The organism is Pseudomonas sp. 1176_21, assembly GCF_052850635.1.
The window spans coordinates 163637-180688 of sequence record NZ_VXCV01000009.1; the positions used below are offsets into that span (position 1 = coordinate 163637).

Consider the following 17052-nt stretch of genomic DNA (forward strand, 5'->3'; position numbering starts at 1 on the left):
TGCGCTACTACAATTTATTCCTGCGGCGTCTCTTCGTCAGCTGCAGCGTCCAGTGACGACCCGTCGCCAGCGTCCACGTCAGCCTCGGCATCCACCACGAAATCTTCGTCGTCTTCCTCGTCGGACGGCTCCTGCACCCGCTCCAGACCCACCAGGGTCTCGTCGCTGGCCAGCTTGATGAGCGTCACGCCCTGGGTATTGCGGCCCAGGCTGGAGACTTCGCCGACACGGGTACGCACCAGGGTGCCCTGGTCGGAAATCAGCATGATCTCCTCGCCTTCCTGCACCTGTACCGCACCGACCAGACGGCCGTTGCGATCGTTGCTGACCATGGCGATGACGCCCTGGCCACCACGCTTGTACTCGGGGAACTCGGCGATGGCGGTACGCTTGCCGAAACCACGCTCGGAAGCGGTGAGGATCTGGCTGCCTTCTTCGGGGATGATCATCGAAATCAGCTTCTGCCCCTCGGCCAGGCGCATGCCGCGCACACCGCGGGCGGTACGCCCCATGGCACGCACGTCGGACTCCTTGAAGCGGGTGACCTTGCCGGCATCGGAGAACAGCATGACCTCGCGCTCACCATCGGTGATGGAGGCGGAAATCAGGATGTCGCCTTCGTCCAGCTCCAGCGCGATCAGGCCGACACTGCGCTGACGACTGAACTGCTCCAGCGGGGTCTTCTTCACGGTGCCGTTGGCGGTGGCCATGAAGATGAAGTGGCCTTCGGTGTATTCCTCCACCGGCAGCATGGTGGTGATGACCTCGCCCTCGCCCAGCGGCAGCAGGTTCACCAGCGGACGGCCACGTGCGGCACGCGACGCCTCGGGGATTTCGTAGGTCTTGAGCCAGTACACCTTGCCCTTGCTGGAGAACAGCAGCAGCGTGGTGTGGCTGTTGGCGACCAGCAGATGCGAGATGTAGTCCTCGTCCTTGACGCCGGTGGCCGACTTGCCCTTGCCGCCACGGCGCTGGGCCTGGTAGGCCGCCAGCGGCTGGGTCTTGGCGTAGCCGCCGTGGGAGATAGTCACCACACGGTCTTCTTCCGGGATCATGTCACCCAGGGTCAGGTCCAGGCGTGCATCGAGAATCTCGGTGCGGCGCACGTCGCCATATTCGGCGCGGATCAGCTCCAGCTCTTCGCGGATCACTTCCATCAAGCGCTCGGCGTTGTTCAGGATGCGAATCAGCTCGCCGATCTGCTTGAGAATCTCCTGGTACTCGGCCAGCAGCTTCTCGTGCTCCAGGCCGGTCAGGCGGTGCAGGCGCAGGTCCAGGATGGCCTGGGCCTGTTCGGGCGAAAGGTAGTACTTGCCATCACGCAGGCCGTACTGCTCGTCGAGGGTTTCCGGGCGGCAGGAATCGGCGCCGGCGCGCTCGACCATCACCTGCACGGCGCTGGACTCCCACGGCGTGCCGATCAGCGCTTCCTTGGCCTCGGACGGCGTCGGCGAAGCCTTGATCAGGGCGATGACCGGGTCGATGTTGGACAGTGCGACCGCCTGGCCCTCGAGGATATGACCGCGTTCACGGGCCTTGCGCAGCTCGAACACGGTACGGCGGGTGACCACCTCGCGGCGGTGACGCACGAACGCCTCGAGCAGGTCCTTGAGGTTCAGCACCCGCGGACGGCCGTCGATCAGCGCCACGATGTTGATGCCGAACACGGCCTGCAGCTGGGTCTGGGCATAGAGGTTGTTGAGGATCACCTCCGGCACTTCGCCACGGCGCAGCTCGATGACGATGCGCATGCCGTCCTTGTCGGACTCGTCGCGCAGCTCGGTGATGCCCTCGAGTTTCTTTTCCTTGACCAGCTCGGCGATCTTCTCGATCAGCCGCGCCTTGTTCAGCTGGTACGGCAGCTCGGTGATCACGATCTGCTGGCGGCCACCGACCTTGTCGATGTCCTCGACCGTCGAGCGGGCACGCATGTAGATGCGCCCGCGACCGGTGCGGTAGGCCTCGATGATGCCCTGGCGACCGTTGATGATCGCGGCAGTCGGGAAGTCCGGCCCCGGGATGAACTGCATCAGCTCATCGACCGTGATGTCGGCGTTGTCGATCAGCGCCAGGCAACCGTCGATGACTTCACCGAGGTTGTGCGGCGGAATGTTGGTCGCCATGCCCACGGCGATACCGCTGGAGCCGTTGACCAGCAGGTTCGGGATCTTGGTCGGCATGACCGCCGGAATCTGCTCGGTGCCGTCGTAGTTGGGCACCCAGTCGACGGTTTCCTTGTGCAGGTCTGCCAGCAGCTCGTGCGCCAGCTTGGTCATGCGCACTTCGGTGTATCGCATGGCCGCGGCATTGTCGCCGTCCACCGAACCGAAGTTGCCCTGGCCGTCCACCAGCAGGTAGCGCAGCGAGAACGGCTGGGCCATACGGACGATGGTGTCGTAGACCGCGGTATCACCGTGGGGGTGATACTTACCGATCACGTCACCGACCACACGGGCGGATTTCTTGTACGGTTTGTTCCAGTCGTTACCCAGTTCACTCATCGCAAACAGAACGCGGCGATGCACGGGCTTCAAGCCATCACGCGCATCGGGCAGTGCACGCCCGACAATGACGCTCATCGCGTAGTCGAGGTAGGACTGTCTCAGTTCGTCTTCGATATTGACCGGTAGGATTTCTTTGGCCAGTTCGCCCATGAGAAGCCTGATTCCTTTTTCTGGTGAAACCTCGTCACATCCATATGGGACGAACGAAGCTCGCCGCTGCAAGCAGATGACCGGCAGCGACTTACGACAAATCAACGAGTTATGCCATGGATCTGCGCAGTAAAGACCGCCTCGGGAGGCGGTCTTGGAAACCGTCGGATGTTACCACAGTCCCGATAGGCTTGGGAGTATGGCAAACCGCCGCCCGATCTGAGGCCGGCTTGCCGGCAAAGGGCGCGGCGCGGACCTCAATGCAACCGCTTGCGGCACATCAACTGCGCCATTTTGGCCGTGTCCGGACGCTCGACGATGCCCTTTTCGGTCACGATCACGTCGATCAGATCTGCCGGCGTCACATCGAACACCGGATTGAAGGCCTCTACCCCGGCCCCGACCCGTTCGCCGCCCACCTCCAGCAGCTCGCTGACATCCCGCTCCTCGAGCATCACCTCCTCGCCACTGGCCAGATTGAGGTCGATGCTCGAACTGGGCGCCACCACCATGAAGCGAACCCCATGGTGCATGGCATTGACCGCCAGCTGGTAGGTGCCGATCTTGCTGACCACGTCGCCATTGGCAGTGATGCGGTCGGCGCCGACGATCACCCAGGTGATGCCCTTGGTCTTCATCAGGTGCGCGGCGGCGGAATCGACGCCGATGGTCACCGGCACCCCTTCGCCGGCAAGCTCCCAGGCGGTCAGCCGCGACCCTTGCAGCCAGGGCCGGGTCTCGGCCACATACACCCGCTCCACCATGCCTTCCAGGTACGCGGCGCGAATCACCCCCAGCGCAGTGCCGAACCCGCCCGTGGCCAGCGCGCCGGCATTGCAGTGGGTGAGGATGGCCTGCTCGCTGCCCTGGTGCCTGCGAATCAGCTCGGCGCCCAGCTGGGCCATGGTCAGGTTGGCTTCACGGTCGCTCTCGTGGATGGCCTCGGCTTCGGCCAGCATGATCGCCAGCACGTCATCCCCGGCCTTTATCCGCAACAGCCGCTCGCGCATGCGGTTCAGTGCCCAGAACAGGTTGACGGCGGTGGGACGGGCTTCGCCCAGCAGCTCGAAGTCCTCTTCCAGAGCCATTTCCCAGTCATCGCCATCCGCCAGGCGCTGGCGCAGCGCCAGCACCAGGCCATAGGCCGCACTGATGCCGATGGCCGGGGCGCCGCGCACCACCATGGTGCGGATGGCCTCGGCCACCCCGACGGCATCGTTATACGCCAGCCAGCGCTGCTCGAACGGCAGCGCACGCTGGTCGAGCAGATACAGGGCACCATCCCGCCAATCGATGGCCGTCACCTTCTCCGCAGCCAACAGTCGATCGCGCATGCCTCACCCCGTCATTCGGACATCAAAAGCGCACGATTATAACGAGCCCCAGCCGCGGACGCTCGGGTATACTTCGCCCCCACCTTCCGCGATACCGGGATTTTCGCACATGCCCAAGCCTGCCCCTCCCCTCGACCTGTTGCTCCTGCCCTCGTGGCTGGTGCCCGTCGAACCGGCCGGGGTGGTTCTCAAGGGCCACGGCATCGGTATCCGCGACGGCCTGATCGCCTTCATCGGCCCGCGCGAAGACGCCCTGCGCCTGCAGGCCACCGAGGTGCGCGAGCTGCCCGGCTGCCTGCTCGCGCCCGGCCTGATCAACGCCCACGGCCACGCCGCGATGACGCTGTTTCGCGGCCTGGCCGACGACCTGCCGCTGATGACCTGGCTGCAGGAGCACATCTGGCCCGCCGAAGCCCGCTGGGTCGATGAAGCCTTCGTGCGTGACGGTACCAACCTGGCCATTGCCGAACAGCTCAAGGGTGGCATCACCTGCTTCTCGGACATGTACTTCTTCCCCAAGATCGCCAGCGAATGCGTGCACGACAGCGGCATGCGCGCGCAGATCGCAGTGCCGTTGCTGGACTTCCCGATTCCCGGCGCCCGCACCTTCGACGAAGGCCTGCACCTGGGCGTGGAGCTGTTCGGCGACCTGCGCCACCATCCGCGCATTACCGTGGCCCTGGGCCCGCACGCACCGTACACGGTCAGCGACGCCAACCTGGAAAAGGTCCGGGTGATCGCCGAAGAGCTGGACGCGCCGGTGCACATGCACCTGCACGAGACCGCCTTCGAGGTGCAGCAGTCCATCGATCAGTGCGGCGAGCGGCCATTGGCGCGCCTGGCACGCATCGGCCTGTTGGGCCCGCGCCTGCAGGCCGTGCACATGACCCAGGTCAGCGACGACGACCTGGCCCTGCTGGTAGAAAGCAACACCAGCGTGGTGCACTGCCCTGAATCCAACCTCAAGCTGGCCAGCGGCTTCTGCCCGGTGGAACGCCTGTGGCAGGCTGGCGTCAACGTAGCCATAGGCACCGATGGCGCCGCCAGCAACAACGACCTCGACCTGCTGGGCGAAACCCGTACCGCGGCCCTGCTGGCCAAGGCCGTGTCAGGTTCGGCCAGCGCCCTGGATGCCCATCGCGCATTGCGCATGGCAACCCTCAACGGCGCCCGCGCCCTGGGCCTGGAGGCCGTAACCGGCTCGCTGGAGCTGGGCAAGGCTGCCGACCTGGTGGCATTCGACCTGTCGGGCCTGGCCCAGCAGCCGATCTACGACCCGGTCTCGCAACTGGTGTATGCCAGCGGGCGGGACTGCGCAAGACATGTCTGGGTGGCCGGCCGGCAACTGCTCGATGAGCGCCGCCTCACCCGGCTCGACGAACAGGCCCTGCATGCCAGCGCCTGTGACTGGGGCCAGCGTATCGGCGGCCAGCACGAATAACCCGTCGGCAGCCACGGCTGCCGACCTGTAGCGAATTATCAAAGTTTCTGAGGACCGTTCCATGAGCAACGTCGACCACGCCGAAATCGCCAAATTCGAAGCCCTGGCCCACCGCTGGTGGGACCGCGAGAGCGAATTCAAGCCACTGCACGACATCAATCCGCTGCGGGTCAACTGGGTCGACGAGCGGGTCAAGCTGGCCGGCAAGAAAGTGCTCGACGTCGGTTGTGGCGGCGGCATTCTCAGCGAGGCCATGGCCCTGCGGGGTGCCACCGTCACCGGCATCGACATGGGTGAAGCGCCGCTGGCCGTCGCCCGCCTGCACCAGCTGGAGTCCGGCGTCGAGGTGGAATACCGGCAGATCACCGCCGAAGCCCTGGCCGAGGAAATGCCCGAGCAGTTCGACGTGGTCACCTGCCTGGAGATGCTCGAGCACGTACCCGACCCCTCCTCGGTGATCCGCGCCTGCTACCGCATGGTCAAGCCCGGCGGCCAGGTATTCTTCTCCACCATCAACCGCAACCCCAAGGCCTACCTGTTCGCCATCATCGGTGCGGAATACATCATGAAGCTGCTGCCGCGCGGCACCCATGACTTCAAGAAATTCATCCGACCGTCCGAACTGGGCGCCTGGAGCCGCGAAGCGGGCCTGAGCGTCAAGGACATCATCGGCCTGACCTACAACCCGCTGACCAAGCACTACAAACTGGCCAGCGACGTGGACGTCAACTACATGATCCAGACCCTGCGCGAGGAATGAGCATGCGTTTGCGAGCAGTACTTTTCGACATGGACGGCACCCTGCTCGACACGGCGCCGGATTTCATCGCCATCTGCCAGGCCATGCTGGCCGACCGCAGCCTGCCGGCAATCGACGACGAACGGATTCGCGAGGTGATTTCCGGTGGCGCCCGAGCCATGGTCGCCGCCGCGTTCGCGATGAGCCCCGAAGCCCCCGAGTTCGAGGCGCTGCGCCTGGAATTCCTCGAGCGCTACCAGAAGGATTGCGCGGTGCACAGCAAGCTGTTCGACGGCATGGCCGAGCTGCTGGCCGACATCGAAAAAGGCAACCTGCTGTGGGGCGTGGTCACCAACAAGCCGGTACGCTTCGCCGAGCCGATCATGCAGCAACTGGGCCTGGCCGAGCGTTCGTCGCTGCTGATCTGTCCGGATCACGTGAAGAACAGCAAGCCCGACCCCGAGCCGCTGATCCTGGCCTGCAAGACCCTGAACCTGGACCCGGCCAGCGTGCTGTTCGTGGGTGACGACCTGCGCGACATCGAGTCGGGCCGCGACGCCGGCACCCGCACCGCAGCGGTGCGCTACGGCTATATTCATCCAGAGGACAACCCCAACAACTGGGGCGCGGACGTGGTGGTCGATCATCCGCTGGACCTGCGCAAGGTGCTCGACAGCGCCCTGTGCGGCTGCTGATCGCCGACACCCGCCAAAAGCTTCGCCGGCACAGCCGGCTCCTGCAACACCGGATCGATTTGTAGGAGCCGGCCGTGCCGGCGAATGCCTCACCACGATCTCGAGGGAATCCCATGTTCGACTACACCGCCCGCCCCGGCCTGCTCAACGGCCGGGTCATCCTGGTCACCGGCGCCGGTCGCGGCATCGGCGCCGCTGCTGCCAAGGCCTACGCTGCCCATGGCGCCACGGTACTGCTGCTGGGCAAGACCGAAGCCAACCTCAACGAGGTGCACGACCAGATCACCGCAGCCGGCCATCCGGCACCGGTGGTCGTGCCCTTCAACCTCGAAACCGCCCTGCCCCATCAGTACGATGAGCTGGCAGTGATGGTGGAAAACGAATTCGGTCGTCTCGACGGGCTGCTGCACAACGCCTCCATCATCGGCCCGCGTACCCCGCTGGAGCAGTTGTCGGGCGAGAACTTCATGCGCGTCATGCACATCAACGTCAACGCCATGTTCATGCTCACCAGCACCCTGCTGCCGCTGCTCAAGCTGTCGGAGGATGCCTCGGTGGTGTTCACCTCCAGCAGCGTCGGGCGCAAGGGCCGGGCCTACTGGGGTGCCTATGGCGTATCGAAATTCGCCACCGAAGGCCTGATGCAGACCCTCGCCGACGAGCTGGAGAACGTTGCCCCCGTGCGCGCCAACAGCGTCAACCCGGGCGCCACACGCACCAGCATGCGCGCCCAGGCCTACCCTGCCGAGGCACCGGAGAACAACCCGCTGCCCGAGCAGATCATGCCGGTCTACCTCTACCTGATGGGCCCGGACAGCAAGGGCATCAACGGCCAGGCGCTCAACGCACAGTAGCCCTCAGGCACCGACCAGGGCCGAGCGCGACCGGGCAGTGGAGCCCGGCTCGGCCTGCGGGGACTGCTCCAGCTGCAGACAGCGCTCCAGAAACAGGTACATGTAGTCGTAGCTCTTGCAGATCGCGCGACGCAGCTGGGTCTGCAGCGCCTGTGGTGGGTTGTTGCCCGCCAGCGTGCAGATGATCTCCAACGCCTCCCAAGGGTGCTCGTCGTCATACTGCGCGTGCATCCTCAGCCATTTCATGGCGCGTTTGCGCCCGCTTTCGGGAAAGCCGTTGGCGTAGGTATCCGTCGAACACACCAGCGCCGACCATTCCCCCACCGCGCCTTCGATCGCATAGTTGGTCGCGGCCATGGCCACGATCAGCGAATCGGCCGCACAGGTATGCCAGCACCAGTCACTCAGCGCCTGCAACTCGGTCGGCACGTTCTGCTCGTTCAGATCGTCCAGGCTGACCCCGTGCGCCTGGGCCCAGTGCACCCAGTAGTCGGCATGGTTGAGCTCGACACGGATATTGCGCATCAGCCAGCGACGCGCCATGTCTTCCCCCGGGTGGCGGGCAAAACTGGTCTTGGCCAGGTTCTGCGCCATGTACACCGAAAACTGTTCGACTACCGGCCAGCCGCCGATCAGATACTGGCGCAGGGTGCGCTGGCTCAGCTTGCCGTCGCGCAGGCGGTGATAGATTTCATGCTCTACCACCCGCTGCTTGCTCGCACTGCAATCCTCGATCAGTTTCTGAGCCCAGAGTGGGTAACTTTGCGCGTCCATCAATGGACCCACTCGCTCAAATGCATCAATCACTGTCATATCCCTACATCCTTGTGATTTGAAGTGAACGCTCAGCGAAACGTCCCCGGCGTCCTGAACAGCAAGGGTCGCGAACGGATACGCCGGCGTTGCAAGCTTTCACAGGTGAACACCTGCGGCCGCTCGATCAGGTAGCCCTGGGCGTAATCGACACCAATTTCATGCAGCGCCTGCTCGATCAGGGGCGTCTCGACAAACTCGGCAATGGTGCGCTTGCCCATGACGTGGCCAATATGGTTGATCACTTCGACCATAGCCCGGTTAATCGGATCGTCAAGCATGTCCTTGACGAAACTCCCGTCGATTTTCAGGAAGTCCACGGGCAGGTGTTTGAGGTAGGCAAACGACGACATCCCGGCGCAGAAGTCGTCCAGCGAAAAGTGGCAACCCAGCCCTTTCAATTCGTTGATGAAACGGATGGCGCTGCCCAGGTTGGCAATCGCACTGGTTTCGGTGATCTCGAAACAGATCATTTCAGGCGGTATGGCGTACTCGACGAACTGGCGCTGCAGATAATCCAGAAACTTGTCATCGCCGATGCTGCTGCCCGACAGGTTGATGGCGCACATTGCCAATGGCCCCTTTCGCCCCTCGTCCAGCGCCTGGCGAATCACCTTGAACACTCTGTTCACCACCCAGCGATCCAGGGCCGTCATGAGCCCATAGCGTTCGGCGGCCGGGATGAAGCTGTCGGGCAGGATGATGCGCCCGCTCTCATCATGCAGGCGCAGCAGTATTTCCAGATGACCGGCATCCGACTCACCGGCCGCCAGTGGCGCGATTTCCTGGGCATACAGGCAGAAGCGGTCTTCCTCCAGGGCGATGTGCAGGCGCTGGATCCAGGCCATCTCGCCAAAGCGCATGGACAGCTCGGTGTCGTCGGGGTGGTACACCTGCACCCGGTTGCGCCCCTTCTCCTTGGCCATGTAGCACGCCATGTCGGCCGCACGCAGCGAGGCCTCCAGCGTATGGGGTGCCAGTTGCAGGTGGACCAGCCCCACGCTCACGGTGGTCATGAACGGGCGCCCCTTCCACACGAAGTGCAGGCTCTGCACGGTCTGGCGCAGATTCTCGGCAATGCGCTCGGCCTGCTCGGGCAGGCAGTTCTCCAGCAGGATACCGAACTCGTCGCCGCCCAGGCGCGCCAGGGTATCGCCCTCGCGAACGCCCGCCTGCAGCACCGCGCAAATGTGACGCAGCAATTCGTCGCCCGCCGCATGGCCGCAGGTGTCGTTGACCAGTTTGAACTGATCCAGGTCCAGAAACAGCAGGGTGTGGCGCGCCGCCTGGCGGCCCAGGTCGCCCAGCGCCAGCTCCAGCCGGTACTCGAATTCGCGCCGGTTGGCCAGCCCAGTGAGGGCATCATGGGTAGCCTGCCACGACAGGTTGGCGATGTACTGGCGCTCCTGGGTCATGTCGTGCAGCACCAGCACGATGCCGCTGACCTGACCGTCACTGATGATCGGCGAGCCCACCAGGGCCACCGACACCGTGCTGCCGTCCAGCCGCTGGATCAGCTTGGCGTGCTCGCTGCCGCCCTTGAGGGTACCGCTCAGAATGCGCTCGGTAAGGGACAGGCTGTCTTTTTCGGCGTTGTCGTCCAGCAGGCTGAACAGCGCCGCCAGCGGCAGGCCCTGGGCCTGTCCGGCGCTCCAGTGGGTCAACTGCTCGGCGGCAGGGTTCATGTAGGCGATACAGCCTTCGACATCGGTGGTGATCACCCCATCGCCAATCGACTGCAAGGTGATCTGCGCCCGATCCTTCTCCACCTGCAGGGCACTGGCAAAGGCCTGACGCTGCGCCAGCAGCTTGTGCGTGCGCAGGCAGGCCAGCGCAATCAGAAACAGTGCCGTGGCCAGGTTGACCACCAGCAGCAGGCGCAACAGCATGCGCGATCCTTCGCCCAGGGCATCGCTGAACGCCATGGCGGCGGGGGTTACCGCCTCGTTGATCGCGGCGATCTCACCCTTCCAGGCTGCAACCCGCTGCGCAGTGACATTCCCGGTGACGATACCCTGGTGGATCCGGTTGGCCAGCGCATCCAGCTGCTGCAGGTAGTCGTCCCCCACCGACCAGCGTTCGATGGCGCGTTCCATGTAGCTGACATGACGGAAATTCAGGTAGAGCCAGATGACGCTGTCGATGTCATCCGGGTGGTTGCCGCCCCTGAGGATGCCCTGGCGCGCAGCGGCCAGGTCCAGGGGCTTGGCGTCCAGCGCGGTGCGCAGCTGGTGCCCACCCTGGGGGATGGCGATGGCCTGCCGGTACTTCTGGTAGGCCGCCTCGTCGCGGCTGTCGGTATACAGGCTCAGGAAGTAGATGGCGTCCTTCTGCCCCTTGGACCACAGGCTCTCGCCCGCCACATAACCGCGCACGGCCGACAAGGCATAGAGGCTGATGCCCCCCAGCAAGGCCTGGAACAGTACGACCGCCACAAAAGGCCAGATGATGCCCAACAACCTGGGCGCTTCGAGAGTCCGTTTCTGCTTCATGAGGTCCCTTGCAGCAATGCGCAGCCCGATGAGTCTCATCCTGCACAGACACAGCCTAGGCCATTTGCCACCTGCCATCAGGCCCTTTTTCACCTGTACAACAGTTGTACAGTAGAAGGCCCTCAGCTCTGTTGCAAATGCCCATAGAGCTTGGCGTACAACCCGCCCTCGGCGATCAGCTGCTGGTGACCGCCATCCTCGGCGACATGCCCGCCGTCGAACACCAGCACGCGGTCGGCCTGCTTCACTGCCGACAGGCGGTGAGCGATGATCAGGGTGGTACGGGCGCTGAGGAAGCGGCTCAGCGCCTGGTGCAGGTTGTACTCGGTGGCCGCGTCCAGCGCCGAGGTGGCCTCATCGAGAATGACGACCTTGGGCTCGGCCAGCACCATGCGCGCTATCGCCAGACGCTGGCGCTGCCCGCCGGACAGACGCACGCCCGAACGTCCCACCACACTGTCCAGGCCCTGTGGCAGCGCGGCGATGGTGGCGTCGAGCTGGGCGATGCGCAGCGCCTGCCAGCAGGCCTCATCGGTACTCTCGCGGCCCATGGTCAGGTTGGCGCGCACGGTGTCGTTGAACAGCGACGGGTGCTGCAACACCACCGCCACATGCTCGCGCAGGGTTTCCAGGCCGATCTCCTGCAAGGTCGAACCGCCGAAGCGGATGCTGCCGGCCTGGGCGCTGTACAGGCCCAGCAACAGCTGCACCAGGGTGCTCTTGCCGCCGCCGCTGGCGCCGACGATGGCCACCTTCTCGCCGGGTGCGATGGACAGGTTCAACTGGTCCAGCACCGGCTCCTCGCCATAGCCGAAACGCAGCCCGCGCACCTCGATGCCCACGGTGGTCTGCCCCGCGAAAGGGTCGATGCCGCCGGGATACTGCGGCTCGTCGCTGCGCGCCAGCAGCTCGTTGATCCGGCTCAGCGCACCACCTGCCGCGTAGTAGGCGTACTGCAGGTTGAGCAACTGCTCCACCGGGCCGATCATGAACCACAGGTAGCTGAACACCGCCAGCATCTGGCCGATGCTGAGGTCGGAGAACAGCACCGTGAGCATGGCCGCTGCGCGAAAGATGTCGATGCCGAACTGGAACAGCAAGCCACTGGCGCGGCTGCTGGCATCGCTCTTCCATTGCGAGGACACCGCATAGTTGCGCACCTCCTGGGCACGCATGCCCAGGCGCCCGAGAAAGTAGCCCTGGCGGTTGCCGGCACGGATTTCCTGGATCGCATCCAGGGTTTCGGTCAGTGCCTGGGTGAAGCGCGAGGTGCTGTCGTTCTCGAGTTTCTTCAGGTGCTTGACCCGCTTGCCCAACTGCACCGTGGCAAAGATCACCAGCGGGTTGAACAGCAGGATCAACAGCGCCAGCTGCCAGTGCATCCACAACAGGATCGCCGAGGTGCCGGCCAGCGTGAGCATGGCCACCAGAAAGCGGCTGAGGGTTTCACCGACGAACTTGTCCACGGTGTCCAGATCGGTGACCAGGTGCGTGGTCACCGTACCGCTGCCCAGGCTCTCGTACTCGCTCAGGGAGATGCGCTTGAGCCGCTCGATCAGGCGGATGCGCAGCCGGTAGACGATGTCCTTGGCCAGCCCGGCGAACAGCTTGGCTTGCACCACGTTGAAGGCCAGTGCCGCACAGCGCAGCGTCAGGGTGAAGACCAGCATCAGGCCGATGTAGCCGGCCGCCACCTGCCAGCTGGCGGGCAGCAGGTTGTTCATCCACTTGAGCGCCGCATCGCCGTGCCCCAGCAGCACTTCGTCGACCAGCAACGGCAGCAGCAGCGGAATCGGCACACTGCACAGGGCCGCCAGCACGGCCACGCCGTTGGCAGTCCACAGGGCTTTCTTGTGGTGTTGCGCCAGGCGCCGGATCTCGGCCCAGCTCAAGCGATCGACAGGTGCCGGCGTCGGCCCGGGCACCGGGTCGGGGGAGCCAGGCAGGTCAAGCATTGACCGCATGCTCCAGCCAGCGCCCCAGCAGCGGCTGCAGCGCCCCCAGGGCCTGATAGCCGTTGGTCAGCAGGGCCAGTTGGCCATTGCGCTCGGCGAGCAGGGTCGGGAAGCCCGCGATGCCCAGGTCCTGCACCCAGGTGAAGTCGGCGGCGGTGGCGCTGCGGGTGTCGCCGCTGCTGAAGGCCTCGGCGAAGGCGGCGCGGTCGAAACCGGCCTGCTCGGCCAGTTCCACCAGCTTGACCGGCAGGGTCACGTCTTCGCTGCGCTGGTAGAACGCCTGCTGGATCATCCCCAGCAGCGTCCAGGCCCGCTGCGGGTCCAGGCTGCGTGCAGCCACCAGCGCGCGGCAGGCAGGTTCGGTGTCGTAGACAAAGCCTTCGGGCATCGCGCCCTCGAGCTGGAACGGCTGGCCGGTGGCCTGGTTGACCGCCTGCCAGTGTTCAAGAATGTAGCGCCGGGTGGAGGCATCCAGCGCACTGCTGCCCGAGCGCAGGCCGCCGGGCACCAGGTGGGTGTCCACGCCGGCCTCGCGCGCCTGCCGTATCAGGGCCTCGGCCACGGGTGCGAAACCCCAGCACCAGGAGCACATCGGGTCCATTACATACAGCAGGCGAGCGGTCATCCATCACACCTCGGCTTTGCGATAGTTGTGGCCGATCGGGTGCGGCATGTTGCGGGCCTTGGCCAACTCGATCTGCTTCTGCCGATCGATGGCACTGCGCCGGGTCTTCTCGCTCAGGCTGTCCCAGCAATGCGGGCAGCTGATGCCTGGCGAATAATGCTCGGAGGCCCGTTCTTCCACGCTGATCGGGGTACGACAGGCGTGGCACTGGTCGTAGTCGCCTTCGCTGAGGTCGTGACGCACGGTCACGCGGTTGTCGAAGACAAAGCAGTCGCCCTGCCAGCGCGTTTCTTCCTGGGGAACCTCCTCGAGGTACTTCAGGATGCCACCCTTAAGATGATAGACCGCTTCGAAACCCTCGCCGAGCATATAGCTGGAGGCTTTTTCGCAGCGGATGCCACCGGTGCAGAACATCGCCACCTTCTTGTGCCGGGCAGGGTCGAAGTTGGCCTTGATGTACTCGGGAAACTCGCGAAAGGTGGTGGTCTTGGGGTCGATGGCGCCCTCGAAGGTACCAATCGCCACTTCATAGTCGTTGCGGGTGTCGATCAGCAGCACTTCGGGGTCGCTGATCAGCGCGTTCCAGTCCTTGGGCTCGACATAGGTACCGACCGTCCGGTTCGGGTCCACGCCCGGCACGCCGAGGGTCACGATCTCTTTCTTGAGCTTGACCTTGGTGCGGTAGAACGGCTGTTCGTCGCAGTACGATTCCTTGTGATCGATGTCCACCAGGCGTGCATCGCTGCGCAGCCAGGCCAGCAGGCCATCGATGCCTTCGCGGGTACCCGACACGGTGCCGTTGATACCCTCTTCGGCCAGCAGCAGGGTGCCCTTGACCCCGTTGCGCTCCATGGTCTCGAGCAGCGGCTCGCGCAGCTCGACGTAATCTTTCAGGGTGACGAACTTGTACAGCGCCGCCACGACGATAGCTTGGGTCATGCCTTGATTCTCCAGGTGGTCACCCTCGCAAAGGGCGGACCGGGTCGACAATAAAAAACGCGCCGACAGGCGGCGCGTTGCGGATTCTAGCAAAAACCTGAAAGGGATTTCAGTGTTTGCTGCCTCCGGCGCAGGTGGGCGAAGCCGGCGCGCTGCCGACTTTCTGCCATTCCTGCGGGGTGTAGGTGTGCAACGCCAGGGCATGGAACTGCCCCATCAGGTCACCCAGGGTGGCGTAGACCTTCTGGTGGCGCTTGACGCTGTTCAAGCCATCGAACTGTTCGCTGACCAGCACGGCCTTGTAGTGGGTCTGCTGGCCCCGGCTGTGCATGTGGCTCTCGTCCAGCACCTCGAGGTGCTGCGGGGCGAGCGCCGCCAGGCTCTGTTCGATCTTCTGCTGCATCGACATGCTGGGCTCCGCTTAAGGTTTCTTGGCCGGTGCGGCCGCCTTGCCGGCGGACGGGTCCAGCTCGTTGGTCATGTCGGCCAGCAGCTTGTTGACCACCGGCACGGCGCTTTCAAGCTTCTGCTGGGTCAGCTGGGCCGACTGCTGGGTAACGGCAGGCATCTTTTCCAGGACTTTCTTGCCCAGTGGCGACTGGTAGAAGGCGACCAGGTCCTTGAGCTCGGATTCGCTGAAGGTGCTGGTGTACAGCTTGATCATGTCCGGCTTGAGCTTGTTCCAGCCGATGGCCTGGTCCAGGGCGGCGTTGGCCTTGGCCTGGTAGGTTTCAAGCACGGCCTTTTTGGACGCCGGCGCCTTGGTCTGCTCGAAGCGCTGGGCAAACATCTGCTGCACCTGCATGTAGACCGGGGTACCCAGTTTGTCGGCGTGCGCCATCACCAGGAATTTTTCAGCGCTGGCGTTGTGGCTGGCGGTATCGGCGAGTGCCTGGCCGCTGGCGCAGACCAGCGCGACAGCCGTGCAGAGGGCGCGAAGACGGGTCATCGAAATTCCTTAAAATAAAAAGAGGGCGTACCCAGAGTAGAGCATTCTGCGCCGACTGGGGCAGCCTGCTCAAGAGGGACGACAGGCAATGGAACCGCCATGCCGAATCAGGGCCTAAACTGCGCAAACAAGCCATTGAAGGAGTGCGTACCGCATGAGCCGTATCGAAACTGACAGCCTGGGCCCGGTTGAAGTTCCTGACGAGGCCTACTGGGGTGCCCAGACCCAGCGCTCGCTGATCAACTTTGCCATCGGCAAGGAACGCATGCCGCTGGCGGTACTGCACGCGCTGGTGCTGATCAAGAAAGCCGCAGCGCGGGTCAATGACCGCAACGGCGACCTGCCGGCCGACATCGCCCGCCTGATCGAACAGGCCGCCGACGAGGTGCTGGCCGGCGAGCATGACGACCAGTTCCCGCTGGTGGTGTGGCAGACCGGCAGCGGCACCCAGAGCAACATGAACGCCAACGAAGTGCTGGCCGGGCGCGCCAACGAGCTGGCCGGCAAGGGCCGCGGCGGCAAGGTGCCGGTACACCCCAACGACCACGTCAACCGCTCGCAGAGCTCCAACGACTGCTTCCCGACCGCCATGCACATTGCCGCCGCACAGGCGGTCAACCAGCAACTGCTGCCGGCCATCGCCGAGCTGTCGGGCGGGTTGGCCGAACTGGCCGCACGCCACATGCAACTGGTCAAGACCGGGCGAACCCACATGATGGACGCCACCCCGATCACCTTCGGCCAGGAGGTCTCGGCCTACGTGGCCCAGCTGGACTACGCCCAGCGCGCCATCCGCGCGGCGCTGCCGGCGGTGTGCGAACTGGCCCAGGGCGGTACCGCCGTGGGTACCGGGCTGAACGCACCGCACGGGTTTGCCGAGGCGATCGCCGCCGAGCTTGCCGCCTTGTCGGGGCTGCCGTTCGTCACCGCGCCCAACAAGTTTGCCGCGCTGGCCGGGCACGAGCCGCTGATCACCCTGGCCGGTGCGCTGAAAACCCTGGCCGTGGCCCTGATGAAGCTGGCCAACGACCTGCGCCTGCTCGGCTCCGGGCCGCGCGCGGGGCTGGCCGAGGTGCGCCTGCCGGCCAACGAGCCGGGCAGCTCGATCATGCCCGGCAAGGTCAACCCGACCCAGTGCGAGGCACTGTCGATGCTGGCCTGCCAGGTGCTGGGCAACGACACCACCATCGGCTTTGCCGCCAGCCAGGGCCACCTGCAGCTCAACGTGTTCAAGCCGGTGATCATCCACAACCTGCTGCAGTCGATCGAACTGCTGGCCGATGGCTGCCGCAACTTCCAGCAGCACTGCGTGGCGGGCATCGAGCCAGACCCGCAGCAGATGGCCGAGCACCTGGAGCGCGGGCTGATGCTGGTGACGGCGCTCAACCCGCATATCGGTTACGACAAGTCGGCGCAGATCGCCAAGAAGGCCTACGCCGAAGGCACCACCTTGCGCGAGGCGGCGCTGGAACTGGGGTATCTGACCGATGCGCAGTTCGATGAATGGGTAAGGCCGGAGCAGATGCTCGAGGCCGGCGGCAAAGGCTGAAAAAAGGTCTGCT

14 protein-coding genes are annotated in these 17052 nt (G+C 64.6%); 5 read left to right on the plus strand and 9 right to left on the minus strand.

Translation table 11 applies throughout. The features are described from left to right. Window positions 1-14: 14 nt before the first annotated feature. Together gyrA and mtnA are read right to left on the minus strand one after the other, a co-directional pair. The gene (gyrA, locus tag FW760_RS20335) at window positions 15-2654 is read right to left on the minus strand and encodes a DNA gyrase subunit A (RefSeq protein WP_104572072.1); all 2640 of its coding nucleotides are present in this window, start codon (window positions 2652-2654) and stop codon (window positions 15-17) included. A 257-nt stretch (window positions 2655-2911) separates the two neighbouring features. Continuing rightward, window positions 2912-3988, minus strand: coding sequence for an S-methyl-5-thioribose-1-phosphate isomerase (mtnA, locus tag FW760_RS20340; protein ID WP_116055187.1), 1077 nt, complete (start codon window positions 3986-3988; stop codon window positions 2912-2914). A gap of 109 nt (window positions 3989-4097) precedes the next feature. Here mtnA and FW760_RS20345 point away from each other — a divergent pair, with 109 nt between their 5' ends. The 4 genes from FW760_RS20345 to FW760_RS20360 all read left to right on the plus strand — a co-directional run bounded on the left by FW760_RS20345 (window position 4098) and on the right by FW760_RS20360 (window position 7717). Continuing rightward, complete coding sequence (locus FW760_RS20345; protein WP_043862674.1) at window positions 4098-5429, plus strand: TRZ/ATZ family hydrolase; 1332 nt, start codon at window positions 4098-4100, stop codon at window positions 5427-5429. A 61-nt stretch (window positions 5430-5490) separates the two neighbouring features. After that, window positions 5491-6189, plus strand: coding sequence for a bifunctional 2-polyprenyl-6-hydroxyphenol methylase/3-demethylubiquinol 3-O-methyltransferase UbiG (gene ubiG / locus FW760_RS20350; protein WP_043862673.1), 699 nt, complete (start codon window positions 5491-5493; stop codon window positions 6187-6189). Window positions 6190-6191: 2 nt separating this feature from the next. Then, on the plus strand, window positions 6192-6863 hold the full coding sequence (mupP, locus tag FW760_RS20355; protein ID WP_043862672.1) for an N-acetylmuramic acid 6-phosphate phosphatase MupP: 672 nt from the start codon (window positions 6192-6194) through the stop codon (window positions 6861-6863). Between the two features lie 113 nt (window positions 6864-6976). Beyond that, complete coding sequence (locus FW760_RS20360; RefSeq protein WP_054915860.1) at window positions 6977-7717, plus strand: YciK family oxidoreductase; 741 nt, start codon at window positions 6977-6979, stop codon at window positions 7715-7717. Between the two features lie 3 nt (window positions 7718-7720). Here the strand turns inward: FW760_RS20360 and FW760_RS20365 are convergent, their stop codons facing one another. The 7 genes from FW760_RS20365 to FW760_RS20395 form a co-directional block, all read right to left on the minus strand. Then, the gene (locus FW760_RS20365; protein ID WP_054915876.1) at window positions 7721-8524 is read right to left on the minus strand and encodes a TenA family transcriptional regulator; all 804 of its coding nucleotides are present in this window, start codon (window positions 8522-8524) and stop codon (window positions 7721-7723) included. A 38-nt stretch (window positions 8525-8562) separates the two neighbouring features. Continuing rightward, window positions 8563-11022, minus strand: coding sequence for an EAL domain-containing protein (locus FW760_RS20370; protein ID WP_043862670.1), 2460 nt, complete (start codon window positions 11020-11022; stop codon window positions 8563-8565). A 122-nt stretch (window positions 11023-11144) separates the two neighbouring features. Further along, window positions 11145-12977 carry an ABC transporter ATP-binding protein gene (locus tag FW760_RS20375; protein ID WP_043862669.1) on the minus strand — a complete coding sequence of 611 codons (1833 nt, stop codon included), beginning with the start codon at window positions 12975-12977 and terminating at the stop codon, window positions 11145-11147. Then, window positions 12970-13602, minus strand: coding sequence for a DsbA family protein (locus FW760_RS20380; protein ID WP_043862668.1), 633 nt, complete (start codon window positions 13600-13602; stop codon window positions 12970-12972). The genes FW760_RS20375 and FW760_RS20380 overlap by 8 nt, the downstream gene beginning before the upstream one ends. Before the next feature lie 3 nt (window positions 13603-13605). Beyond that, window positions 13606-14541 (minus strand): oxygen-dependent tRNA uridine(34) hydroxylase TrhO, encoded by a 936-nt coding sequence (gene trhO, locus FW760_RS20385; protein ID WP_043862667.1) that lies wholly within the window; start codon window positions 14539-14541, stop codon window positions 13606-13608. Window positions 14542-14650: 109 nt separating this feature from the next. Further along, a complete protein-coding gene (locus tag FW760_RS20390; protein ID WP_043862666.1) occupies window positions 14651-14950 on the minus strand; it encodes a BolA family protein in 300 nt (99 codons plus the stop codon). Window positions 14951-14962: 12 nt separating this feature from the next. Beyond that, window positions 14963-15490: a DUF2059 domain-containing protein gene (locus FW760_RS20395; RefSeq protein WP_043862665.1), complete on the minus strand. Its 528-nt coding sequence runs from the start codon at window positions 15488-15490 to the stop codon at window positions 14963-14965. Between the two features lie 154 nt (window positions 15491-15644). Between FW760_RS20395 and FW760_RS20400 the strand changes: the two genes are divergently transcribed. Next, a complete protein-coding gene (locus FW760_RS20400; RefSeq protein ID WP_043862664.1) occupies window positions 15645-17039 on the plus strand; it encodes a class II fumarate hydratase in 1395 nt (464 codons plus the stop codon). Window positions 17040-17052: the final 13 nt, after the last annotated feature.

Excerpts from the sequence above, each read along its gene's own strand:
- gyrA (WP_104572072.1), bottom strand. The coding sequence starts at position 2,654 with ATGGGCGAACTGGCCAAAGAAATCCTACCGGTCAATATCGAAGACGAA.
- FW760_RS20395 (WP_043862665.1), bottom strand. The coding sequence starts at position 15,490 with ATGACCCGTCTTCGCGCCCTCTGCACGGCTGTCGCGCTGGTCTGCGCC.
- FW760_RS20360 (WP_054915860.1), top strand. The coding sequence starts at position 6,977 with ATGTTCGACTACACCGCCCGCCCCGGCCTGCTCAACGGCCGGGTCATC.
- FW760_RS20345 (WP_043862674.1), top strand. The coding sequence starts at position 4,098 with ATGCCCAAGCCTGCCCCTCCCCTCGACCTGTTGCTCCTGCCCTCGTGG.
- mtnA (WP_116055187.1), bottom strand. The coding sequence starts at position 3,988 with ATGCGCGATCGACTGTTGGCTGCGGAGAAGGTGACGGCCATCGATTGG.
- FW760_RS20390 (WP_043862666.1), bottom strand. The coding sequence starts at position 14,950 with ATGTCGATGCAGCAGAAGATCGAACAGAGCCTGGCGGCGCTCGCCCCG.
- FW760_RS20375 (WP_043862669.1), bottom strand. The coding sequence starts at position 12,977 with ATGCTTGACCTGCCTGGCTCCCCCGACCCGGTGCCCGGGCCGACGCCG.
- FW760_RS20370 (WP_043862670.1), bottom strand. The coding sequence starts at position 11,022 with ATGAAGCAGAAACGGACTCTCGAAGCGCCCAGGTTGTTGGGCATCATC.
- FW760_RS20380 (WP_043862668.1), bottom strand. The coding sequence starts at position 13,602 with ATGACCGCTCGCCTGCTGTATGTAATGGACCCGATGTGCTCCTGGTGC.
- mupP (WP_043862672.1), top strand. The coding sequence starts at position 6,192 with ATGCGTTTGCGAGCAGTACTTTTCGACATGGACGGCACCCTGCTCGAC.
- trhO (WP_043862667.1), bottom strand. The coding sequence starts at position 14,541 with ATGACCCAAGCTATCGTCGTGGCGGCGCTGTACAAGTTCGTCACCCTG.
- ubiG (WP_043862673.1), top strand. The coding sequence starts at position 5,491 with ATGAGCAACGTCGACCACGCCGAAATCGCCAAATTCGAAGCCCTGGCC.
- FW760_RS20400 (WP_043862664.1), top strand. The coding sequence starts at position 15,645 with ATGAGCCGTATCGAAACTGACAGCCTGGGCCCGGTTGAAGTTCCTGAC.